Source organism: Sphingobium sp. ZW T5_29 (assembly GCF_044987515.1).
In the GTDB taxonomy this organism is placed as follows: domain Bacteria; phylum Pseudomonadota; class Alphaproteobacteria; order Sphingomonadales; family Sphingomonadaceae; genus Sphingobium.
The window spans coordinates 128,951-151,175 of sequence record NZ_JBJDRM010000009.1; the positions used below are offsets into that span (position 1 = coordinate 128,951).

General features: G+C 62.8%; 16 protein-coding genes, 1 tRNA gene and 1 riboswitch. Of the genes, 7 read left to right on the forward strand and 10 right to left on the reverse strand.

The annotated features are described in order from the left end of the window. Positions 1 to 300: 300 nt before the first annotated feature. Entirely contained in the window at positions 301 to 1,269 is a 969-nt protein-coding gene (locus tag ACI3KQ_RS09655; RefSeq protein WP_404957059.1) for a DMT family transporter, read from the forward strand. Between the two features lie 11 nt (positions 1,270 to 1,280). On the opposite strand, the gene ACI3KQ_RS09660 is transcribed toward ACI3KQ_RS09655, so the two are convergent. The 7 genes from ACI3KQ_RS09660 to ACI3KQ_RS09690 form a co-directional block, all read right to left on the reverse strand. Then, on the reverse strand, positions 1,281 to 2,066 hold the full coding sequence (locus tag ACI3KQ_RS09660) for a sugar phosphate isomerase/epimerase family protein (RefSeq protein ID WP_404957061.1): 786 nt from the start codon (positions 2,064 to 2,066) through the stop codon (positions 1,281 to 1,283). Positions 2,067 to 2,454: 388 nt separating this feature from the next. Then, a riboswitch (cyclic di-GMP riboswitch) is annotated at positions 2,455 to 2,531 on the reverse strand. Between the two features lie 110 nt (positions 2,532 to 2,641). Next, positions 2,642 to 3,022 carry a TadE/TadG family type IV pilus assembly protein gene (locus ACI3KQ_RS09665; protein ID WP_404957063.1) on the reverse strand — a complete coding sequence of 127 codons (381 nt, stop codon included), beginning with the start codon at positions 3,020 to 3,022 and terminating at the stop codon, positions 2,642 to 2,644. Further along, positions 3,019 to 3,489 (reverse strand): TadE/TadG family type IV pilus assembly protein, encoded by a 471-nt coding sequence (locus tag ACI3KQ_RS09670; protein WP_404957065.1) that lies wholly within the window; start codon positions 3,487 to 3,489, stop codon positions 3,019 to 3,021. Before ACI3KQ_RS09670 ends, ACI3KQ_RS09665 begins: the two co-directional genes overlap by 4 nt. Before the next feature lie 2 nt (positions 3,490 to 3,491). Further along, positions 3,492 to 4,682: a hypothetical protein gene (locus ACI3KQ_RS09675; protein WP_404957067.1), complete on the reverse strand. Its 1,191-nt coding sequence runs from the start codon at positions 4,680 to 4,682 to the stop codon at positions 3,492 to 3,494. A gap of 407 nt (positions 4,683 to 5,089) precedes the next feature. Further along, positions 5,090 to 8,164 (reverse strand): efflux RND transporter permease subunit, encoded by a 3,075-nt coding sequence (locus ACI3KQ_RS09680; protein ID WP_404957069.1) that lies wholly within the window; start codon positions 8,162 to 8,164, stop codon positions 5,090 to 5,092. Further along, positions 8,161 to 9,249 carry an efflux RND transporter periplasmic adaptor subunit gene (locus tag ACI3KQ_RS09685; RefSeq protein WP_404957070.1) on the reverse strand — a complete coding sequence of 363 codons (1,089 nt, stop codon included), beginning with the start codon at positions 9,247 to 9,249 and terminating at the stop codon, positions 8,161 to 8,163. Before ACI3KQ_RS09685 ends, ACI3KQ_RS09680 begins: the two co-directional genes overlap by 4 nt. A 20-nt stretch (positions 9,250 to 9,269) precedes the next feature. Next, positions 9,270 to 10,745 (reverse strand): efflux transporter outer membrane subunit, encoded by a 1,476-nt coding sequence (locus ACI3KQ_RS09690; RefSeq protein WP_404957072.1) that lies wholly within the window; start codon positions 10,743 to 10,745, stop codon positions 9,270 to 9,272. Between the two features lie 111 nt (positions 10,746 to 10,856). Here ACI3KQ_RS09690 and ACI3KQ_RS09695 point away from each other — a divergent pair, with 111 nt between their 5' ends. Further along, positions 10,857 to 11,498, forward strand: coding sequence for a TetR/AcrR family transcriptional regulator (locus tag ACI3KQ_RS09695; protein ID WP_404957074.1), 642 nt, complete (start codon positions 10,857 to 10,859; stop codon positions 11,496 to 11,498). Between the two features lie 22 nt (positions 11,499 to 11,520). Here ACI3KQ_RS09695 and ACI3KQ_RS09700 read toward each other — a convergent pair whose 3' ends face one another. Continuing rightward, positions 11,521 to 12,492 carry a bile acid:sodium symporter family protein gene (locus ACI3KQ_RS09700; RefSeq protein ID WP_404957076.1) on the reverse strand — a complete coding sequence of 324 codons (972 nt, stop codon included), beginning with the start codon at positions 12,490 to 12,492 and terminating at the stop codon, positions 11,521 to 11,523. A gap of 90 nt (positions 12,493 to 12,582) precedes the next feature. Between ACI3KQ_RS09700 and ACI3KQ_RS09705 the strand changes: the two genes are divergently transcribed. Continuing rightward, positions 12,583 to 13,326 (forward strand): enoyl-CoA hydratase-related protein, encoded by a 744-nt coding sequence (locus tag ACI3KQ_RS09705; RefSeq protein WP_404957078.1) that lies wholly within the window; start codon positions 12,583 to 12,585, stop codon positions 13,324 to 13,326. A 67-nt stretch (positions 13,327 to 13,393) separates the two neighbouring features. On the opposite strand, the gene ACI3KQ_RS09710 is transcribed toward ACI3KQ_RS09705, so the two are convergent. Next, positions 13,394 to 13,915 (reverse strand): MarR family winged helix-turn-helix transcriptional regulator, encoded by a 522-nt coding sequence (locus tag ACI3KQ_RS09710; RefSeq protein WP_404957080.1) that lies wholly within the window; start codon positions 13,913 to 13,915, stop codon positions 13,394 to 13,396. Positions 13,916 to 14,042: 127 nt separating this feature from the next. On the opposite strand from ACI3KQ_RS09710, the gene ACI3KQ_RS09715 reads away from it, so the two are divergent. Continuing rightward, positions 14,043 to 14,117: transfer RNA gene (locus tag ACI3KQ_RS09715), tRNA-Gln, on the forward strand. A 13-nt stretch (positions 14,118 to 14,130) separates the two neighbouring features. Here the strand turns inward: ACI3KQ_RS09715 and ACI3KQ_RS09720 are convergent. Next, on the reverse strand, positions 14,131 to 14,307 hold the full coding sequence (locus ACI3KQ_RS09720; protein ID WP_404957082.1) for a recombinase family protein: 177 nt from the start codon (positions 14,305 to 14,307) through the stop codon (positions 14,131 to 14,133). Positions 14,308 to 14,347: 40 nt separating this feature from the next. Between ACI3KQ_RS09720 and ACI3KQ_RS09725 the strand changes: the two genes are divergently transcribed. The 3 genes from ACI3KQ_RS09725 (at position 14,348) to ACI3KQ_RS09735 (ending at position 22,045) form a co-directional block, all read left to right on the forward strand. Beyond that, entirely contained in the window at positions 14,348 to 15,664 is a 1,317-nt protein-coding gene (locus tag ACI3KQ_RS09725; RefSeq protein WP_404957084.1) for a dicarboxylate/amino acid:cation symporter, read from the forward strand. Between the two features lie 235 nt (positions 15,665 to 15,899). After that, positions 15,900 to 20,546, forward strand: coding sequence for a glutamate synthase large subunit (gene gltB / locus ACI3KQ_RS09730; protein WP_404957086.1), 4,647 nt, complete (start codon positions 15,900 to 15,902; stop codon positions 20,544 to 20,546). A 62-nt stretch (positions 20,547 to 20,608) separates the two neighbouring features. Beyond that, positions 20,609 to 22,045, forward strand: coding sequence for a glutamate synthase subunit beta (locus ACI3KQ_RS09735; RefSeq protein WP_404957088.1), 1,437 nt, complete (start codon positions 20,609 to 20,611; stop codon positions 22,043 to 22,045). Positions 22,046 to 22,225 lie beyond the last annotated feature (180 nt).

Here is a 22,225-nt window from a genome sequence, read left to right on the forward strand (position 1 = left end):
GCAGAGCGTGGGACGTGCTCATTTGCGCCGGGCTTCTTACGGTCATGGCCATTTTCCATATCCGCAGCTAAGAAGTGGCAAGATCGACGCCATATGATGGCATGTCGATGGTGAACTTCCCAATTCCCGCTGCACAGTAAAAGCTGGTGGCTTTCCGACCTGGGCAGGGCTGATTTCGTCAGCGCGCCCTTCGATCGTCATCATCAGTCCGGCTGACGGAATGACTTTGCCCATCATTGGCGCGTTGCGCCAGGCGGCGGGCGGCTTATCAATATGGAACCCAAACCGTTGAAAGCTGACATGCCTCATTCGTCCAGCCGGTCCCAGAATCCGCCGCAATCGCACCTATACAGGGATGCGAGCGACCCTGACGGTCCACCTGTCGAACATCGCGTCCGCGGCATTGCCCTGCGCCTGGGCGCGGTCACGGCGTTCGGCGCAATGATGGCGGCGATGAAATATGCGTCGGAGCATGGCGTCGCTTCGGTCGAAATCCTGTTTTACCGCAACCTGTTCTCCCTGCCGACCATCATCGCGTGGATAATATGGTCGGGCGGCTTTTCCGTGGTCAGGACGAAGCGCCCCGGCGCGCACGCCACTCGCAGCTTTTTAGGGTTGGGCGTCATGTTCCTGACATTCATGGCGTTGGCTCGCCTGCCACTGGCAGAAGCCACGGTGATCAGTTTTTCAGCACCGCTTTTCGCGACGATGCTGTCCGCGCTGTTCCTGCGGGAAATGGTCGGATGGCATCGGTGGAGCGCCATCGGCATCGGCTTTGTCGGCGTGCTGATCGCCGTTCAACCGGGCGGGTCAGACCTGCCGGTCGTCGGCGTCGCAATTGGCCTGGCCGCCGCCCTGGGGACGGCGGTCATCGTCATCACGCTCCGCCAGATCGGCCAGACCGAAGGCGCGGCGGCGACCGTATTCTGGTTCAATATCGTGTGCCTGACCGCGACCGCACTGCCGATGCCGTTCATGTTCAAGTCGCATGATCCAGGCGCGTGGATCGCCCTGCTGCTTGGCGGACTGGTTGGGGGCTTTGCCCAGATCATGATGACGTCCGCGGTCCGATATGCGCCGGTGTCAGTGCTCGCGCCGTTCGATTATCTGCAAATGCTGTGGGCGATATTCTGGGGCTATCTGTTGTTCGCGGCCACGCCCAGCGCGCCAACGATCGCGGGCGCGGCGCTGATCGCCAGTGCGGGCTGCTATGTGGTCTGGCGCGAAAAGAAGCTGAACCGGCCAGTCACCGGCGTCGCCAAATTATAGGCCGTCGGTCGTCAAACTCCATCGACCAGTCGGCGGGCGGCCTGCACCGCGATGCGGCCACGTTCCGTCGGGGTCATGCCCGCAGGTGCGATAAAGGGCGCCTCCACCGCCACGGTAGCCGAAGGGGGGATCAACGGCAGGAACGCGTCCAGCCCGAATTCCCCCTGCCCCGGCGGCAGGCGCGCAATCGTCGCTTCACGATAGCGGTCGGCGGGCGGTTCGAGAGGCCCGTCGTTCAACTGGACATGCAGGATACGTTCTGGCGGCAGGGCGGCGACATCGTCCCATTTTCCGCCCGACCGAATGACGTGCAGCGTATCGACACACAGGCCGACATGCGCGCCGGCGGCCAACGCCAGGTCCAGCGCATCGGCCTGCGTGCGCACGGCGGACAAGGGGAATGCCTCTATCGCCATCTGCACACCCGCCGCGCTGGCCAGGGTCGCGAGCCGACACATGGCGTCGCGCAGACGTGCAGGGTCGGCATCGAAACCCAGCGCGTTCACCCTGCCGCCCAATTCGGCTGTCAGTTCGACGGTGCGTTGGAGTTCATCCCAATCGGTCGATTCTTCCAGCATGAACGGTTCGACAATGCCGACGCCCAGCCCACTGTCGCGCAAGGCCCTGATCACCTCTGCACGAGCCGCCTTGTCATGAAGGAGGTCGGCATAGGGTCCCAGCGGCAGCGGTTTGATGAACAGGCTGACGCTGGCGCATCCGGTCTGGTGAGCGACGTCGATCAGTTGGAGCGCGGTCAAATCCGACAATGTCAGATGATCCAGGCAAAGCGGACGCAAATTTCTGTCTCCCCAAGCAGGCCGTCATTGCGGCTGGCCAGGATTTGAACCGGCGCGCGGCGCTGCTGTCAAGGAAGGCTTGGCGATTTCGAACCGATTTCGAGAAAATGCGAAGCACGGCGTCCCGGAGCGGGGGGGCTTGAACCAGAACACCGTGCTTCTCTCCCAAAGTGCGACCCGAGGGAGGTTCATGCGCGCGAGTTACCCCCGCGCAAGCTGGAGCGATGCAGTCATTCTGAACAGGCGGAACGGACCCATGCGTTTCCGGCTGATCAGAGCGGACCTAGTCATGTTCGGCTAAATGGCCTGTTTCCGGCCAGAGGCGCGCAGCTTTGCTACCCGCGCCGTCAGAAAAGACCATGTGCCCATTCATCGCTAAAATCCCTGTTTCGGTAGCCCCGCTATCTCAATCAGAGACCGGAGGTTTTGCGTCCTGCCGTCGCCGACAGTTTGCCTTTTCGGTCAGGGCAGCTTGCAAAGGCGCACTGCTCTTCCCTAACGTCTTTTTAGCGGAATTTCGCCCACAGGTCAAATGGTTGGGGATGACGGTCGCCAACCCAGCTGAAAATCGGAGCCTAATAGGCTCTTTTTGTATAGCTGATCGTCAGGGGGCCCGTTTCGAAAAGAATGAAGTCCAGCGGTCGCGAATAGCTCATGCTGATTTCGGTATAGGGAACGGAATGTTCAGTGCCCTGGACGATCGTGGGCTGCTGCATATAAGCGGGATCAAGCCCGAATTCCCTGGACGTGACACGCGCGATGATTTGCGCATCGGAAGGGCGGGGATATATGGAAGCGAAACGCGCCCCTTCATCCACGGCATGTTGCAGCCCCGTGCGAGCGCTGGCAATGACGCCCAGTTGAATCGCGCCCATCACAAGAACCAGAAAAGGAGGGAGCGCCAGCGCGAATTCGATCGCCGACACGCCCCGCTGGTTTTTGAACAAGCGCATCATTGCAGGCGCACCGAAGCCGAACCGGTGAGCGCTACACCCTGGTCCGACGCCCAGCCGCCATGAGGCAGGAACGCGCCGAACATCGGTTGGTAAGTGTCGGAAATGGTGATCGCCACATAGCGTTTGAGCTGCTGGCCCGCAGGACAGATGTCGTCCGCCGACCCCTGCTCCGTGCTATTGCAGAACAGGGACCCGGTGACGTTGACGGCATTGGTTGGAACATTGGCCGCGCTGGCCGCGTCCGCCACCAGATTTTGATAGGCAACACTGTTGTAGCCGCCCTTGGTCGCCATTTGCGCGGTGCGCTCCGCAGCGGTTTGCAGGCCGATTTTCATCTTGAACGCCATCGCCAAGTCCGCCGCGACCAACGTCAACAGGGCGAGGACAGGCACGATGATCGCCAATTCGATCGTGCTTGTCCCGCTGCAGTCCAAACCGAGCACGCGAAGGGGCGGCTTCAACGTCATCGTCAGCCCACCAGCCTTACGATCGTGGCGGGGATATCCTTCGCACCGGCATAGCTGTCGCATTCATTCTGGATCGTGCTGTTGCCGATGAAGGTGACGCGCCTGCTGACCATCTTCACGCATTTCGTCGACATGCCCGACGTGCCGCTGAAATCCAGCGCCTGGGACGGGAAGTAAAAGGCGCCCTGAAAAGAGGAACTGGCGTTGCCGTTGATCTTGTTCGTGCCTGAATCCAGCGCTCGCCGGTCCTGGTAGAACAGGATGCCGGAATAGGTATCGCTTTGCGAAGAGGTCAGATTGATCGTCGCACCGCCGTTGATGTCCAGCGTCGCGATCTGGTTCGGATTGGTCGACGCGCTGCTGCTGGTCAGGATGATGGTGACGCCGGTGCCGCTGACCAAGGCCTGCGACCCAACGCTGAAGCTGCTGCCGTCGACATAATAGACGCCCGGCGCCATGTTCAGCGTCCCCTTTACATCGAACCCTTTGAAGCAGCCGGGGCTGACAGACTTCGTCCCGTTCGGATTGACGCTGACCTTGCCCGCGCAGCCCGATGGGCTGGGTGTAGGCAGGCTGGCATAGGGATCGGGTTCGGGAACGCTGTAGGGCAGCAGCGTGGTGGAAACATCATAGTTGGAACTGGTCTGCAACCCGCCGACCGCTGCCACGGGGCTGGCCTTTACAGTGCTGCTGCCGCCAGCGGTGACCGCGTTGGCCGCGCGCGAATTGGTCATGATGCCACAGCCCAGATCGACGGTGGCGTTCCCCTGAAGGGTTATGCCCACGGTTGCGGTCTGTTCCAGTGAAACGACGCAATATTCGCCCTGGCTGACGACAGCCGCGGTGGCTTCCCCCGTTATAACCGGCGCGGTGATGCCCAGTATCTTCGAAAAAGGGAGTTCCTGCGACGTTTGCAGAATGACGCGCACGGCCTTGCCATTTCCCGCATAGTCACCGGCTGTCGGGGCATTTTCGATGATCGGCGTCTGCGACAGTGCGATAAGCGACATCTGATTGATGTCGGAGGTGGCGCTCGCCGACGCGCTGAAACCCTGGGCCACGGCATAGGCCCCGGCCAGCGCAGCGGAGTCGGCCTGCCGCTGAATCTGGCGCTTCCACAAGGTCCATTGCACGGTGTCCGTGGCAAGCCCGGCTGCGGCGATGAATAACGGCATCGCGGCAGCCGCCATCATCAAAACGCTGCCTGTCCTATCCTGCATCAATCGATGCGGCGACCTTCGCATCATCCGGGTTCCCCGTGTTGTGATGCGACAATTCTAAAAAATAAAGGTGACCGAACCGTGAATTTTCCTGGTTAACTTAACCCATATCATAAATAACCAGGCTATATCCTTCGATATATATAATGTGTTTTACACCTGCACAATTATTCGTCAGAGAATTATATACCAATATATCATACATGTTCATGTTTGTATGGGAAGATGTTGTTTGGTTTTATTATCTTAAAATCGTGCATTTGTATAAGTAATTATAGAAGATATTCTTATCTAAACAAATATGGATATCAATATCCAAGCATTGTTCCCTTTTGCACCAGACAAGATGCCGGACATACTGGGGCGTCAGCCAGCAGGATTCAGGTAATTACCGGGTCCTCATCGCCCGGCTGGCGAGGCGTGACCAGCCGTGCGGCCTTGGGAGCGAGCCAGCGTTCGAACCCGTCCACGATTTCGTAGATGACAGGCACGAAGATCAGCGACAGCGCGGTCGAGCTGATGAGGCCGCCGATCACCGCCAGCGCCATGGGCTGACGAAACTCTGCGCCTTCGCCCAGTCCCAGCGCCGTCGGCAACATGCCCGCGGCCATCGCGACGGTGGTCATCACAATCGGGCGCGCACGCTCACGGCAGCTATTGCGCAGCGCTCCACCCATGGGCACGCCGCGACGTTCATCCTCGATCGCGAATTCGACCAGCAGGATCGAGTTTTTGGCGCACAGGCCAAGCAGCATGAGCAGCCCGATCATTGCTGGAAGGTCCAGCGTCTTGCCAAAGATCAGCAGCGTCGCGAACGCCCCCAGCAGCGACAGGGGCAGCGCCGCCAGAATGACGACCGGTTTGAAATAGCCCTTGAACAACAGCACCAGCACCGAGAAGGTGAGGCCGATGCCCGCCGCAATGGCGATCATGAAGCCGCCGAACAATTCCTGGATCGCTTCGGAATCGCCTTCGCGGGCTTGCTTCACGCCTTTGGGCAGGTCCTTCATCACGGGTAGCGCGGCGATTTCTTCCAGCGCCTGGCCCAGCGTGCGACCGGATACCAGGTCCGCTTCCACCGACACGCGCCGTTCGCGGTCATAGCGGATGATCTTGCCCGGCCCCGCGCGGAACGTGATGTCCGCAACGGCGGACAGCGGTGTGGTGCTGCCATCGATTGTCGGCACGCGCAGCCCGGAGATGACGGACAGGTCCTGCCGCGATCCTTCGGGCAGGCGCACCCGGATCGGCACGCGTTCGTCACCGTCAGACAGCTTTGCCACATTGGCGTCGATGTCGCCGATAGTGGCGACGCGCAGCACCTGCGCCAGCGTGCGGCTGTCGACATTCAGGCGCGCCGCTTCGGCCGGGCGCGGCGTCACGATGAGTTCGGGCCCGGCGGGGGGCGGCGAGGGACGCGGGTCGGAAATGGATTTCACGCCGCGCATCTGGCGCAGCAACGCGGTCTGGGTCCGCTCCAGCGCCTGGCCATCTTCGCCCGACAGGACGATGTTCACCCCCGCGCTGCCAAATGCGCCCTGATTGGACAGGCGCACATCAGGCACGGCGCGAAGCGCGGGGCCGATGATCTGACGGAAGTCATCGGTCGATATTTCGCGGTCTTCCTTCAGGAGGACCGTGATCGTGCCGGTGCCCATGTCGCCTGAACTGCCGACCTGCGCGAACACGGTTTCGACGGCGGGTTCCTTCAGCAGCAGCCGGGTTGCCTGCCCGACCGACTGTTCCATGTCGGCGCGCGTGGCACCTGGCGCGCCCTGCACCGCGATGTAAAGATAACCGGGATTGCCCACCGGCTGGAACCCGACGGGGGTGGACAAGGCCATGAGGGCCGATACGACCAGAATGCCCGCGCCGATGGCCATGGCGGTCCAGCGATGGGCAAGCATCCAGTCCAATATGCGGGTATAGTGGACATAGAGGGCGCTATGTTCCTTGTCCGGGACATGCTTGCGGTCATGAAGCGGGGTCAGGAAATAGGCGGCCATCAGCGGCGTGAGCAGACGCGCGACCACCAGTGAAAAGAGCACGGCGGCAGCGACGGTCAGACCGAATTCGCGGAAGAACTGGCCCGCCTGTCCAGGGATGAGCGACACCGGTGCGAACACGGCGACGATGGTGAAGGTGGTCGCGATCACCGCCAGCCCGATCGCATCCGCCCCGATCAAAGCGGCGCGATAGGGGGATTCCCCCGCCTCTATCCGCTTTTCGATATTTTCCACCTCCACGATGGCGTCGTCGACCAGGATGCCGATGACCAGCGTGAGGGCCAGCAGCGTGATGCTGTTCAGGCTGAACCCCATGGCCGCCATGAACACGAATGTCGGGATCAGCGACAATGGCATGGCGACGGCGGCGATGATGGTTGCGCGCCAGTTGCGCAGAAACAGGTAGACGATCAGCACTGCCAGGAAGATGCCTTCCACCAGCACATGCTGAGTCGATGAAAAGGTCCGGCGGGTGGAATCGACGGTCGACACCAGCCGGGTGAAGTCGACGCCGGGATGCTCCGCCTCCAGCCGTTCGACGGTCGCGATCACCTTGTCCTCGACACTGATGTCGCTGACGTCGCTGGTCTTGCTGATCTGCAATGCGGTGACGGGACGACCGTCGAGCCGGGCGAAGCTGCGCTGCTCGCTCTCTCCATCGCCGATTTCGGCTATGTCGGACAGGCGCACATAGCGACCGGCGACCGGGATGGTGACGTTGCGCAGGCGATCCACGTCATTGGTCGCGCCCAGCACGCGAATGGTCTGTTCAACCTGTCCGATATCCGCACGTCCGCCCGCTTCGTCCGTGTTGAAAGCGAACAGCGCGTTGTTGATCTGCGGCGGGGTCACGCCCAGCGCCGCCATCCGTTCCGGGTCAAGGATGACGTTGATTTCACGCGTCACGCCGCCGATGCGGTTCACTTGCGCAACACCGTCCTGCGCCTGGAACGCGCGCGCCGCGACATTGTCGACGAAGCGGGACAGGTCCGCCCCGCTCATCCCCCTGGCGCTGACCGCATAGGTCAGGATGGGCGCGTTATCGATGTCCAGCCGTTGCACCAGCGGCGGGTCGATGCCGGGGGGCAGCTGGACCCGCGTCCGCTCGACGGCGGTGCGCACGTCATCGGTCGCCTTCTGCATGTCATTGTGCAGTTCGAACTCCACGTTGGTGATGGACGATCCCAGCACCACGGTCGAACTGATATGCTTGACCCCCGATACGGTGCTGAGCGCATTTTCGATGGGCCGGGTGATCTGGTTTTCCATCTCACTGGGCGCAGCGCCGCTCTGCGTCACGGTTACCTGCACGACAGGCACGTTCACATTGGGGAATTGTTTGATGGGCAGGCCGACATAGGCGACGATGCCCGCAATCGTCAGCAGGATGAAAAGCGAGACGACCGGAATTGGGTTACGGATCGACCAGGCGGATATCTGAAAGCTCATCGGGCGGCCGCCTTGCCCTTTGCAACGCGGACCTTGTCACCTTCCAGCACAAATGCCCCGCCGCTCAACACAGCCCGCGCGCCCGGCTTTGCACCGGCCAATATCTCGACAAAGCCGCCTGCCCGACGACCGGTGCGAACGTTGACGCGATGCACCCGGTCATCCTTGTCCAGCAGCAGCATGTAGGCGCCATCTGCGTCATAATGAACGGCGGCTTCGGGCACGGCCGTTACCGGAGCGCTCACCTTGACGAAGCTGGCCTGGGCGAAACCGCCAGCGCGCAGGTCATCCCGGACGGGCAGAGCGATGCGCGCACGCGACAGGCCGGTCTGATTGTCCACACGCGCGCCCAGCAGCCGGATCCGGCCATTCAGCTTTGTGCCGTCCGCCAGCGTCACCGCCACCGGATCGTTGATCGACAGCGTGCCCATCGCCGCTTCGGGCACTTCGGCATCCAGTTCGATGAGGTTGTCGCGCGCGATGGTGAACATCACCTGCCCGGTAGACGATGCGTCGCCCGGCCGGGCGGAACGTTGCAGCACGCGGCCAGCAACGGGCGTGCGAACCGCCATGCGCTTTTGCCTGGCGAGCAGATCGTTGAGCTGGGCGCGGGCGACTTCCACGCCAGCCGACGCAGTCCGGTCGGCATTGCGGCGTTGCTCGATCGCTTCCTGCGACAGCACGCCGCTATTATCCAGCCCGACGACCCGTCGCGCCTCCGCCCTGGCCTGGTCGGCCTGCGCCTGCTGTTGCGCAAGGGTGGCGCGCGCCTGTGCGACCTGCGATTCCAGCAGCGCGTCGTCCAGCACGGCCAGCACCTGCCCTGCGCGAACGTCGGCATCTTCCTCCACCAGCACGCGGGCGATGCGGAAGCCCGACAGTTCCGGCGCGATCGCCACTTCTTCCCGCGGGATCAGGCGACCGGAGGCGGTAAAGCCGCCGTCGAGCGATTTTTCCTGCACCTGCGCCACGGTCACCGTGGGCGGCGGCGGCGCGACCTTCTTTTCCGCGTCTCCGCAGGCGGAAAGCATCTGCAATGCTGCCAGCGCGGCTGCGGTAAAGGCAAGAAGCGGCTTGTGCGTCACGGGCTTTCCCTGGGCGAAGTTCATGAAATGGGGCGTGTCGGCTGGTCAGCCGCGATCGGCAGAGGCACAGGCGGGTGGCCCGGCGCGGTGGCGGGCGCGGCAGGGTCCCATCCCCCGCCCAGCGCCCGAAACGCGGTCACCACATTGGTCAACGCCTGCGCCCGCGCGACGGTCAGCGCAGTGCGCGCGGCTCGCCAGGTGCGTTCCGACTGCAACAGGGTGGTAAGGTCGGTCAGCCCGATGCCATAGCCACGCCGCGCCGCGTCGAAGGCGAAACGGCTGCGTTCTTCCGCACGGGTCAATTCGGACAGGCGGGGGCGATCATTTGTCACGGTGAACAAGGCGATGTCGGCGTCGCGGAAGGCCGCCTGCACCGCTGCTTCATAAGCGACGACGGCCTGCTGCCCCTGCGCCTCTGTCGCGCGCAGGCGGGCCATCAGGCGGGGGCGGTCCAGAATCGGCAGGGCGAGACCGCTCGCCAGCGACCACAGGCCATTGGTTCCGGGTAGCGGGCCTTCCGTCCGCGTGATGCTGCCACTGCCCTGCAGGGTCAGTTGCGGGAACAGCGCCAGCCTGTCGACCTTTACCTGTGCCGTGGCGGCAGCCACCCGCGCCTCCGCCGACAGGACATCGGGACGGCGGGTCAGCAACATGGCGGGCAAGGTCGAAGGGACGGCAGGCGGAACGTCCAGCCGCGCTTCGATCGGCAGGCTGTCGGTGGGGGCGTCCGCCCTGCCCGTCAGGACCAGCAGCGACCTTTTGGCATTCTGCAGCGCCGTGTCGAGCCGCACCACCTCTGCCCGCGCGGTCGCGACGTCGCTTTCCAGCCGGGCGGTGTCCGCGCCGGATACCAGGCCGCGCGCCAGCCCCAATCGCGACGCGGCCGCCAGTTCTTCTGATATGCGAAGGGTTTCCGCCGCATCATTGCGCTGCACCAGCAGCCCGCGCGCGTCGAACAGGGCGCTGGCCACATCGGCAGCCAGGCTGATCCGCGCGGCGTGATAATCATAGGCCGCGACCACATAATTGGCCCGCGCGCCCCGTCCGATTGCCGCCAGGCGACCGAACAGGTCGATTTCCCACGACGGCGAAAAGGCGGCGGAATAGGTCTTGCTGGTGGCCGTCGTGCCCATCACGTCCGGGCCACTAAACTGTTCCCCACCCTGTATCCGCGCCGATCCGCTCAAATTACCGGTCGGCAGACGCTGGGACAGGGACTGGTCGCGGATCGCCCGCGCCTCCCTCAACCGGAAATAGGCGGTTCGGGCGTCGGTGCTGTCGGCCAGGGCGCGATCCACCAGTTCGACCAGCTGCGCATCGCCGAACCTTTCCCACCAGCGATCGAGCGCCACCTGATCAGCCTGCGCCCCCGGCGCTGCTTCATAAGCCGTCGGCAGCGCGATCTGTGGCCGGTCGAGTTTGATGCCCGGAGCGCAGCCACCCACGGCCATCGCGGCGGCGGCAACCAGGCAGAGAGGAAGACGGGCAATCGGCAAGGCAGGCAGCTCCGCAGTGCGCAAACGCGCTGATTTGATCCCGGAATAGGCGCGCCGAAAAAAGGAAACAAGACTGTTTCTTTTACTGATAGAATTTTCTACATATGGGGCATGATCGATGTTCCCACCGCCCGAAGACCCGGCCGCCCCCGGCGTGAGGAAGTCGGCGACATCGAAAAACGGCTAATCGACGCCGCCATGCAAATGCTGATCCAGCCTAGCGGCGGGGTGACGATGAACGCCCTGATCACGGCGTCGGGCCTGTCGCGCAAGACGGTCTATGCCCGCTATCCCAACATGTCGGCGCTGTTATTGTCGGTCCTGCGCCAGCTGCTGGATTTCGAAATGGCCCCGTTGATCGTGCCCGACGGGGCGGATTGGCGGATGAGGCTGCGGGGTTTTATCGGCATATTGATGGACGAAGTGTTGGAATCACACGCCCAGGTGCTGCGCCGGATATTGCTGATGGATTCCAGCCTGTTCGAAGAAATAAAGCCGCGCGTCGAACAATTGATGGTGCACCGCTATATCGATCCGCTCGACGCATTCTTCAATGAACTGGTCGAACACGGACTTATCCCCGCGCAGGACACGGTGTTCGCCGCGGAAACATTGATGCAGATCGTGCTGCGCGAAGCCCAGCTTCGCTTTTGCAATGAGGGGGCCGACCCGGACATTTCGCCTTTTATCGACAAGGCCACTCGCCTGATATGCGGCGGCCTGACGGCAGAAGCGGACATGTTGGAACGATAGGCATCGGTCCGGTCCCGATGCGTCAATCCGACGTTGTGGCCTGCCTGCCATAATGCCTGGCGAGCAGTGCGCAGGCCATCAATTGTATCTGGTGAAACAGCATGACCGGCAACAGCATCGGCCCGGCCAAGCTGGCGGGAAACAGCACGCTGGCAATCGGCACGCCGGTCGCCAGGCTCTTTTTCGACCCGCAAAATTGCAGCACGATTGCATCTTCGCGCGGGAGTTCCAGCAAGCGGCCGAGCCCCCATGTGAACAGCAGCACCGCGACCAGCATGATGATGCACAGCGCCGCCAGCAGCGCGAGTTCGGTCTGCGAAAGCTGGCGCCACAACCCTTCCACGACCGCGGCGCTGAAGGCCGAATAGACGATCAGCAGGATGGAGCCACGATCCACCCGGCCCAGCATGGCGCGATGCCGTGCGACAAAGCCGCCAGTCAGCGGGCGGCTCAAATGCCCTAGCAAGAATGGCAGCAGCAATTGCAGCACGATCTTTTCCACCGATGACAGTGAAATGGCCGCGCCGCCGCCTCCTTTGTCCATCAACAATGCGACCAGCAGCGGCGTCAACATGATGCCAAGCAGGTTGGAAAAGGACGCGCTGACCACTGCCGCAGCCACATTGCCGCGCGCGAGCGCGGTGAAGGCGATGGACGATTGGACGGTCGATGGCAGCAGCGTCAGGAATAAAAGGCCAGCCCGCATCGGCGAGGGAATGGCGTCGACATGCTGCATCGCCAGCCCGATCAGCGGAAAAACAAGGAAGGTGGCGCCAAGCGTCGCCAGATGCAGCTTCCACGCCTTTGCCCCGTTCCAGACCGCTTCTCGCGACAGCTTCGCGCCGTGGAGAAAGAATAGCAGGACAATGGCCGCGTCAGCCGCCACCGACAGGATAGCAGCGCCTTCGCCCCGCGCCGGCAGGAATGACGCCAGCAGGACCATGCCGATCAGCAACAGCAGGAATGGGTCGAACAGGTCGCGGAGGCTGCGCATTCACGCGGCTGTAAGGGTGATCGGTGGAAAAGGATAGACGCCGGGATGCCCGATGGCCCAGTAAGGCAGGACCAAAGCACGGGAAGCGGAATGAGCGAAGAGATTGAATGTTGCGAACGTGGCGGCCTGATGGAAATCGTCATCAATCGCCCTGACAAGAAGAACGCGCTGACCGCCGACATGTACCGGGAGATGACAGCCGTCCTGGCAGATTGTTCGACCCGGCCCGACATTGGAGCGGTGCTGTTCGCGGGCAAAGGCGATGCCTATTGCGCGGGCAACGACCTGAAGGATTTTGCCAAGGGGCCGCAGGGGGGAGAAGCCGCCTTTGCCTTCATCCGCGCGCTGGCAGGCTTCGACAAGCCAGTGGTGGCTGCGGTCCAGGGCTTGGCCGTTGGGATCGGCGCCACCATGCTGTTCCACTGCGATCTGGTCTATGCGGCGCCAGACGCCCGTTTCATGATGCCTTTCGTCAATCTGGGCCTCGTCCCCGAAGCGGGGTCCAGCCTGCTTGCGCCTGCGACGATGGGGCATGCCCGCGCGGCGGCGATGCTGTTGCTGGGGGAAGCGATGGATGCCCAGACGGCGGATCGCGCGGGGCTTTTAACCTCTATCGTTCCGACCGAAACACTGTTGGACCATGCCCGCGCCAAGGCAGCGGCGCTGATCGCCAAGCCGCCCCAGGCGCTGGCGGCGACGCGGCGGCTGATGCGGGGGGATCGCACGCCGATATTGCAACGGATAGATGATGAGGCGCAGTTGTTCCGCGAAAGGCTGGAGTCAGCCGAGGCGCAGGCAGCCTTCGGGGCTTTTTTCGACAAGCGTGCGCCTTAGAGCGCGTTTCAAGCGATCTGATTCAGTCAGATCGAAACCCGCTCCCGGCGCCGGGCATGGAAGGAGATTACCGCCCGCGCAGGCCGAACACCATCGACCGGTCGGCATCCGGGATCAATCCTTCCAGCACGCGCCAGAACCCAGTGACGGACCCCTGCCCCGCCTGGGCATAGGCGGTGGCCATTTTTTCCCGCAGCGCGCGAAACAACCCCGCCTCCAGTTCCTGCCCTGCCGGGCTCAACCGCAACAGCTTTTGCCGACGGTCATTGGGACCCGGACGCGATTCGATATATCCGCGTTCGATCAGATCGTTGAGCACCCGGCCCAGCGACTGTTTGGTGATGGCCAGCAGCCGCAACAGGTCCTTTACCGGCAGGTCCGGCTGTCGCGAGATGAAATAAAGCGCGCGGTGATGCGCCCGGCCCAAACCCTGCGCCGCCAGCCCTTCATCAATGGACCGGGTCAGCGCGGAATAGCCGAAATAGAGCATCTCTATGCCCCGGCGAATCTCATTTTCCCGCAAGAACAGCGGTGAAGCCGGGCTAACCTGCGTCGATTGGGCCGATATGGTAGAACTGCTTGCGGTCATGCCGGTCATTTCCAGAACGGGAGGTTGGAGGCCACGCATATTGGCTGGCACAAGAGGTGATGACCAGACTTTCCTTTCGCGTCGCACACGTTATATGGCGAACCGCGTCGGCCAGTCCGACGCATGCTGGGGCGTCGCCAAGCGGTAAGGCAGCGGCTTTTGATGCCGCCATGCGCAGGTTCGAATCCTGCCGCCCCAGCCAGTTCCGTTTTTCTTTATAATTTCAACAGCTTATGGCGATTTTTCACGGCTGTGTGGGATAGGTTCAAGTCGATGACCACATCGACCCTGCCCGACTGGATATCGGCAAGCAGCCGGGCCAGCGCCGGTCGTTCCATGCTGCCGCCGGAAAAGCCGCCATCATCAAGGTCCTGGTGATTGCGCGGCATCATGCTCACATGATACGGGGTGACGGCTTCCTGACAAGCCAACTTGGCACTGCGACGAGTTCCCCTGCCTACGTTCAGACAAGAGGATGCTGACCTGACGATCCGCTCTCGCTTTCAGGTACGGGCATTTTCTGTTCCTCACCTCACGCTGCTCGCCCTTATTATTGGCGTGGCCGGCGGCGCAATGACGGCACGACAAGAAATCGATGGGCTAATTGATGCGCTCGCCCTGACCGACCTGGTCGGGAAGCTCTGGGTAGACGCCCTAACGATGACAATCGTCCCACTGGTGTTCGGACTGATTGTGACAGGGGTCGCGGCTGCAGCATCCAGCGCAAAGCAGAGCCGCCTTGCGATGGGTGCGGTTCTCTGGTTCGCTATTCTGCTGCTTGGCGCCTGCCTTCTTGCGGCAGCGGCCACCACATTCATCTTGCATCTTCACCCTGTTCCAGCGGCGGCAACTGCTCTTCATGTCGGCACCCCGCCCCCAATATTTTCGACGCCAGGAGAATGGATCAGGGGCTTCGCGCCTACGAACCCGATCAAAGCGGCCGCAGACACAGCCATGGTGCCTCTGGTGATTTTCGCGCTGCTGTTTGCCCTTGCGCTGGTGCGTATCGAACAACAGCTTCAAACGGCCTTTTTGCTGCTGTTTCGCGCACTGACCGAAACGATGCTGGTCATCGTACGGTGGATATTACTCCTGGCGCCGGTCGGCGTGTTCGCGCTGGCGTTCGGGGTGGGCGCGCGGGTGGGCCTTTCAGCGGCAGGCGCATTGGCCCATTATGTCGTGGTCGCGGCTGCCGCTTGCTTATTGGCCGCCATTCTCGCATGGATTTCAGCGGCGGTGGCAGGACGGATGTCGCCATTCGCGTTCGTGCGCGCAGTTCTTCCCGCCCAAATAGTGGGACTCAGCACACAATCGTCGCTCGCATCCCTCCCAGCCATGCTGGCGGCAGCGGCTCCCTTGCAGGTGCCTGCGGCGACCGCCGGCATTATACTCCCGCTAGCCGTATCCCTGTTTCGGGCAGCGAGCGCCGCGGCCAATGTGGCGGTCGCTGTTTATCTGGCTCATCTTCATGGACTGTCGCCCAATGTCGGGACGCTTCTTCTGGGCGCGCTGGTTGCGGTGCCCGTGAGCCTGGCTGCGGTGGGCCTGCCTGCGCAGGTATCTTTTTTCGCGACCATCGGGCCTGTGTGCCTAGCCATGGGGGTCCCGATCGGCCTGTTGCCGCTGCTGCTCTCGGTCGAAACGATCCCAGACATCTTCCGCACATTCGGCAACGTGACCGCAGATCTCGCTGTCCTGAGGATCGCTGGGCGGGGCGCCAGCGATCGCTTTCCGCAGGATGGAAACTAGCTGCATATTCGCTGCTTGGACGATGCGGCGCCGATGGGATCGCCCGCAGCTGTTCGCCGCTATTCACACTCCAACGGGATGGGCATTGCCTGATTCCATCGGAATGATCCTATTCCGTTTCCGAGCACGGGGCGGTCGGCACCTAGCCTATTTGGCGCAGATTCACGCGATGGGTATTCAATTGTCCGCCGCGGAAGTATGGCTCCCGGAAACGGCGACACAGAACGGAACTTGAATGGCATACCCGGGCAAACAAGGTTTATATGATCCTGGCAATGAGCATGACGCATGCGGCGTGGGCTTTATTGCCAATATCAAAGGGTTAAAAACCCACGATATTGTCAGTCGTGGCCTGGAAATTTTGCGCAATATCGACCACCGTGGCGCGGTGGGCGCAGACCCCCTGGTGGGTGACGGTGCAGGCATCCTGATCCAGATTCCCGATTCGCTGTTCCGCGACTGGGCGGCCCGGGTCGGCGTCGATCTACCGCAGCCGGGCGATTATGGCGTCGCCATGTGTTTCCTGCCGCGCGACAAGGAGGCCGAGGCGGCCGCCGTGCAGCAGTTGGAGCGCTTCATCGCCAAGGAAGGTCAGATCCTACTCGGCTGGCGTGACGTTCCCGTGACATTGGACGGGCTGGGGCAGACCGTACTCGACGAGATGCCGACGATCCGTCAGTGCTTCGTGGGCCGCGGCGCGAACGTCAAGGATCAGGACGCGTTCGAGCGCAAGCTGCTCGCGATTCGCAAGCAGACACAGAATCCGCTCAAGGAACTCTCCGAGAAGCAGGGGCTGGAGAGCCTGGCGGAATTTTACGTGCCATCCTTCTCGACGCGAACGATCGTCTACAAGGGGCTGCTGCTGTGCGATCAGGTCGGCAGCTTCTATGACGACCTGCGCAGCCCGCTTTGCGTGTCGGCGCTGGCGCTGGTCCACCAGCGATTTTCGACCAACACCTTCCCGTCGTGGAAGCTGGCGCACCCCTATCGCTTCATCGCGCATAATGGCGAGATCAACACGGTTCGCGGCAATGTGAACTGGATGAACGCGCGCCGCCGCACGCTCGAATCGCCGCTGCTGGGCGCCGATCTTGACAAGATGTGGCCGCTGATCCCGCACGGCCAGTCGGACACGGCCTGCCTGGACAATGCGCTGGAACTGCTGGTCGCGGGCGGATATCCGCTGGCGCAGGCGGTGATGATGCTGATCCCCGAAGCCTGGGCCGGCAATCCGCTGATGGACCCCCAGCGCAAGGCGTTCTACGAATATTATGCCGCGCTGATGGAGCCATGGGACGGCCCCGCCGCCATCGCCTTCACCGACGGCCGTCAGATCGGCGCGACGCTGGACCGCAACGGCCTGCGTCCGGCGCGCTTCATCGTCACCGACGACGATCATATCGTGCTGGCGTCGGAAAGCGGCGTGCTGCCCTTCAAGGATGAGAATATCGTCCGCAAGTGGCGGTTGCAGCCGGGCAAGATGCTGCTCATCGACCTGGAGCAGGGCCGCATCATCGAGGATGAGGAAATCAAGGCGCAGCTCGCGCTGGCCCATCCCTATGACGATTGGCTTAAGGAAACGCAGTATAAGCTGGAGGAGCTGCCCGCCTCTCTGGGCGAGGAACTACTGCGGGCGCGCGGCAACGATGCCGCCGCGCTGCTCGATCGCCAGCAGGCGTTCGGCTATACGCAGGAAGACCTGCTGAAATTCCTGGAGCCGATGGCGCGCAACGCCGAGGACCCAATCGGGTCGATGGGCGTCGACACGCCGATCGCGGTACTCAGCCAAAAGTCGCGGCTGCTCTACGATTATTTCAAGCAGAATTTCGCCCAGGTCACCAACCCGCCGATCGACCCGATCCGCGAGGAACTGGTGATGAGCCTGGTGTCGATGATCGGCCCGCGCCCGAACCTGCTCGGCCACCATGCCGGCACGCACAAGCGGCTGGAGGCCGCGCAGCCGGTGCTGACCGACGCCGATCTCGCCAAGATACGCAGCATCCACGACGCGATGGACGGCGCGTTCCGAACGCAGACGATAGACATCAGCTGGCCCGCGACTGATGGCGCAGGCGGGCTGGAGCGCGCAATCGAGCGCATCTGCAATCAGGCGACCGAGGCGGTTCTGGCCGACCAGAACATCCTGATCCTGTCCGATCGGGCCGTGTCGGCCGAGCGGATCGCCATTCCCGCCGCGCTGGCGACGGCGGCGGTGCATCATCACCTCATCCGCCAGGGGCTGCGCATGCAGACCGGCCTGGTGGTCGAGACCGGTGAAGCGCGCGAGGTGCATCATTTCTGCGTGCTCGCAGGTTATGGCGCCGAGGCGGTGAACCCCTATCTCGCCTTCGAGACGCTCGAGCAGATCCGCCAGAAGCAGAACCTGCCGCTGTCAGCCTACGAGGTTCAGAAAAACTATATCAAGGCTGTCGGCAAGGGCATCCTGAAGGTCATGTCCAAGATGGGCATTTCGACCTATCAGAGCTATTGTGGCGCGCAGATTTTTGACGCGATTGGCCTCAATTCGGCGTTCCTGGAGCGCTATTTCACCGGCACCGCGACGACTATCGAGGGCATCGGTCTCAGCGAGATCGCCGAGGAGACGGTGGGCCGCCATCGCGAAGCCTATGGCGACAATCCGATCTACCGCAACATGCTGGATGTCGGCGGCGCCTATGCCTATCGCGTGCGCGGCGAGGAACATGCCTGGACGCCGCAGAGCGTCGCATCGCTTCAGCATGCGGTGCGCGGCAATAATCCGAAGGAATATGAAGCCTTCGCCGCCTCCATCAACGAGCAGAATGAGCGCCTGCTGACCATTCGCGGCCTGATGGACTTCAAGTTCGCCGACACAGCGATCCCGCTCGACGAGGTCGAACCGGCAAGCGCGATCGTGAAGCGCTTCGCCACCGGCGCGATGAGCTATGGCTCCATCAGCTGGGAGGCGCATACCACCCTGGCGATGGCCATGAACCGGATCGGCGGCAAGTCGAACACCGGCGAAGGTGGCGAGGACCCGATCCGGTTCAAGCCGCTGCCGAACGGCGATTCCATGCGGTCGGCGATCAAGCAGGTCGCTTCGGGCCGCTTTGGCGTCACGACCGAATATCTGGTCAATGCCGATGACGTGCAGATCAAGATGGCACAGGGCGCAAAGCCGGGCGAAGGCGGCCAGTTGCCGGGCGATAAGGTCGACAAGACCATCGGCAAGACCCGTCACTCGACGCCGGGTGTCGGCCTCATCTCGCCGCCCCCGCACCATGACATCTATTCGATCGAGGACCTGGCGCAGCTGATCCACGATTTAAAGAACGTCAATCCCGGCGCGCGTATCTCGGTGAAGCTGGTCTCCGAAGTCGGCGTTGGCACGGTCGCGGCGGGGGTTTCGAAGGCGCGCGCGGATCATGTGACGATTTCGGGCTATGAAGGCGGCACCGGCGCTTCGCCGCTGACGTCGCTGACTCATGCGGGTTCGCCTTGGGAAATCGGCCTTGCCGAAACGCAGCAGACGCTGCTGCTGAACGGTCTGCGCACCCGCATCGCCGTGCAGGTCGATGGCGGCCTGCGCACCGGTCGCGACGTTGCCATCGGCGCGCTGCTGGGTGCCGACGAGTTCGGCTTTGCGACCGCCCCGCTGATCGCGGCAGGCTGCATCATGATGCGCAAATGCCACCTCAACACCTGCCCCGTGGGCGTCGCCACGCAGGACCCCGTGCTGCGCAAGCGCTTCACCGGCCAGCCCGAGCATGTGATCAACTATTTCTTCTTCGTCGCGGAAGAGCTGCGGGGCATCATGGCCCAGCTCGGCTTCCGCACGATTGACGAAATGGTGGGTCGCGTCGACAAGCTCGACATGCGCAAGGCGATCAGCCACTGGAAGGCGAAGGGCGTCGACCTTTCTCGCCTGCTGCACCAGGTCGAGCCAGACAAGGGCCTGACGCTACGCAACACCGAAGGGCAGGACCATGGCCTCGACGCCGCTCTCGATCAGGACCTGATCAAGGCGGCGCAGGATGCGCTGGAAAGCCGCACCCCTGTCCGCATCGAACGGCCGATCCGCAACGTGAATCGCACCGTTGGCGCGATGCTGTCGGGTGAAGTGGCGCGTCGCCACGGTCATGCAGGCCTGCCCGACAACAGCATCCATGTGAAGTTCGAGGGCGTTGCTGGCCAAAGCTTCGGCGCGTTCCTGGCGCATGGCGTGACGATCGACCTGACCGGCGACGCCAATGACTATGTCGGCAAGGGCCTGTCGGGCGGCCGCATCATCGTTCGTCCGCCGGAGGATGCAAAGCGCGTTCCGACCGAAAACATCATCGTCGGCAACACGGTGTTGTACGGCGCGATTTCGGGCGAAGCCTTCTTCCGGGGCGTCGGCGGCGAGCGTTTCGCCGTCCGCAATTCGGGCGCGATCGCGGTCGTCGAGGGCGTGGGCGACCATGGCTGCGAATATATGACCGGCGGCGTGGTCGTTGTGCTGGGACAGACCGGGCGCAACTTTGCGGCGGGCATGTCGGGCGGCGTGGCCTATGTCTATGACCCGGACGGCAGCTTCCGGTCCAAAGTCAATGCGGCGATGGTCGATGTTGATCCGGTCCCTGCGACGGCGTCGGACGACGATGGCCTTGGCCGTCCGCTGCAACGCGGCGTCGATGTGCATGATTGGGGCATGGGCGACATGCTGCGCCATGATGCGGACCGCCTGCGCGTCCTGCTGGAACGGCACAAGCTCTACACCGGATCGGAACGGGCGGCTGAGCTGCTGGCCGATTGGCAGGGCACGTTGGGCAAGTTCGTGCGCGTGATGCCGAAGGACTATCGCCGCGCCCTGCAAAGCATGGAGGACGAACGGCTCGCCGTGGCTCCCGTAGCCGCCGAGTGATCGTCCGGGGGAAGCGGCGCTTCCCCCTTTCGCGACAGAATATCGAAGTTTGGAGAAAGAGTTTGGGCAAGCCCACAGGTTTCCTCGAGGTTGAGCGTAAGGACCGCAGCTACACCGCGCCGGAGGAGCGTTTGAAGCACTGGAATGAGTTCGTCGTTCCGCTGTCGAAGCAAGAAATCCACGATCAGGCCGCGCGTTGCATGGCCTGCGGCATCCCCTTTTGCCATAATGGCTGTCCGGTGAACAACATCATCCCGGACTGGAACCATCTGGTCTATGAGGATGATTGGAAAACGGCGCTGGAGACGCTGCACAGCACCAACAACTTCCCTGAATTCACCGGCCGCGTCTGCCCCGCCCCGTGCGAGGCAAGCTGCACGCTGAATATTGTCGACACGCCTGTCACGATCAAATCGATTGAATGCGAGATAGTCGATCGCGGCTGGCGCGAAGGCTGGATCGAGCCGCAGCTGCCCACGCGCAAGACCGGCAAGCGGGTCGCTGTCGTCGGTTCCGGCCCGGCTGGCCTTGCCTGCGCGCAGCAGCTTGCCCGCGCGGGCCACACGGTCACAGTGTTCGAGAAGAATGACCGCGTCGGCGGCCTGCTGCGCTACGGCATTCCCGACTTCAAAATGGAAAAGCACCTCATCAACCGCCGCGCCCAGCAGATGGAAGCGGAAGGGGTGGAGTTCAAAACGTCGACCGAAGTCGGCGTCGCGATTTCGATGGAGGCCCTGCGCAGCAATTACGATGCGGTGGCGCTGGCCGGCGGCGCGGAGCATCCGCGCACGCTGGACATTCCGGGCAGCGAACTGGCCGGCGTGCGGCTGGCGATGGAATTCCTGACCCAGCAGAACAAGCGCAATGCGGGCGACGACGAACTGCGCGCCGCGCCGCGCGGCACCCTGTCGGCCAAGGGCAAGCATGTCGTCGTGATCGGCGGCGGCGATACCGGATCCGATTGCGTCGGCACGTCCAACCGCCAGGGCGCGGCGTCCGTGACCCAGCTGGAAATCATGCCCAAGCCGCCGGAAAAGGAAGACAAGACGCTCAGTTGGCCGCACTGGCCGCTAAAGCTGCGCACGTCATCCTCTCACCTGGAAGGGTGCGAGCGCGATTGGGCCGTCACCACCAAGCGTGCGATCGGCCAGAACGGGCAGATCGAGGCGTTGGAATGCGTGCGGGTCGAATGGGTCGATGGCAAGATACAGGAAGTCCCCGGCAGCGAGTTCCAGCTGAAGGCGGACCTCGTCTTGCTGGCCATGGGCTTCGTCGGTCCGCGCAAGGCCGGCATGGTCGAACAATCGCGCGTGGAATTGGACGGGCGCGGCAATGTAAAGGCCACGGTGCTGGATTATATGACCAGCCAGTCTGACATCTTCGCTTGCGGAGACATGCGCCGCGGGCAGTCGCTCGTAGTCTGGGCGATCCGGGAGGGGCGGCAATGCGCGCGCGCCATTGACTTGCACCTCATGGGCGAAAGTCATCTTCCACGCTGAGGCCTGGCGCCAAGTGATCAATGCTGTGAGGGGTTCTTCATCCTCCTGAACGGGGGGCCTTTGTAAGATCAAGGCCCCTCGTCAGTTGGAACCGGGCCTTCCGCACTTGAGAAGCGAACATCGGTCCTTTGTACAGCAAAGCACCAGACTGTGCAGGCGATAGTCGCCGGACAGCGCAGC

What these genes read in the sequence shown, in the direction of transcription:
- ACI3KQ_RS09700 (WP_404957076.1), bottom strand. Translation starts at nt 12,492, where the DNA reads ATGCGCAGCCTCCGCGACCTGTTCGACCCATTCCTGCTGTTGCTGATC.
- ACI3KQ_RS09675 (WP_404957067.1), bottom strand. Translation starts at nt 4,682, where the DNA reads ATGATGGCGGCTGCCGCGATGCCGTTATTCATCGCCGCAGCCGGGCTT.
- ACI3KQ_RS09665 (WP_404957063.1), bottom strand. Translation starts at nt 3,022, where the DNA reads ATGATGCGCTTGTTCAAAAACCAGCGGGGCGTGTCGGCGATCGAATTC.
- ACI3KQ_RS09720 (WP_404957082.1), bottom strand. Translation starts at nt 14,307, where the DNA reads ATGATGCCGCGCAATCACCAGGACCTTGATGATGGCGGCTTTTCCGGC.
- ACI3KQ_RS09655 (WP_404957059.1), top strand. Translation starts at nt 301, where the DNA reads ATGCCTCATTCGTCCAGCCGGTCCCAGAATCCGCCGCAATCGCACCTA.
- ACI3KQ_RS09670 (WP_404957065.1), bottom strand. Translation starts at nt 3,489, where the DNA reads ATGACGTTGAAGCCGCCCCTTCGCGTGCTCGGTTTGGACTGCAGCGGG.
- gltB (WP_404957086.1), top strand. Translation starts at nt 15,900, where the DNA reads ATGGCATACCCGGGCAAACAAGGTTTATATGATCCTGGCAATGAGCAT.
- ACI3KQ_RS09695 (WP_404957074.1), top strand. Translation starts at nt 10,857, where the DNA reads ATGATCGATGTTCCCACCGCCCGAAGACCCGGCCGCCCCCGGCGTGAG.
- ACI3KQ_RS09680 (WP_404957069.1), bottom strand. Translation starts at nt 8,164, where the DNA reads ATGAGCTTTCAGATATCCGCCTGGTCGATCCGTAACCCAATTCCGGTC.
- ACI3KQ_RS09710 (WP_404957080.1), bottom strand. Translation starts at nt 13,915, where the DNA reads ATGACCGCAAGCAGTTCTACCATATCGGCCCAATCGACGCAGGTTAGC.
- ACI3KQ_RS09705 (WP_404957078.1), top strand. Translation starts at nt 12,583, where the DNA reads ATGAGCGAAGAGATTGAATGTTGCGAACGTGGCGGCCTGATGGAAATC.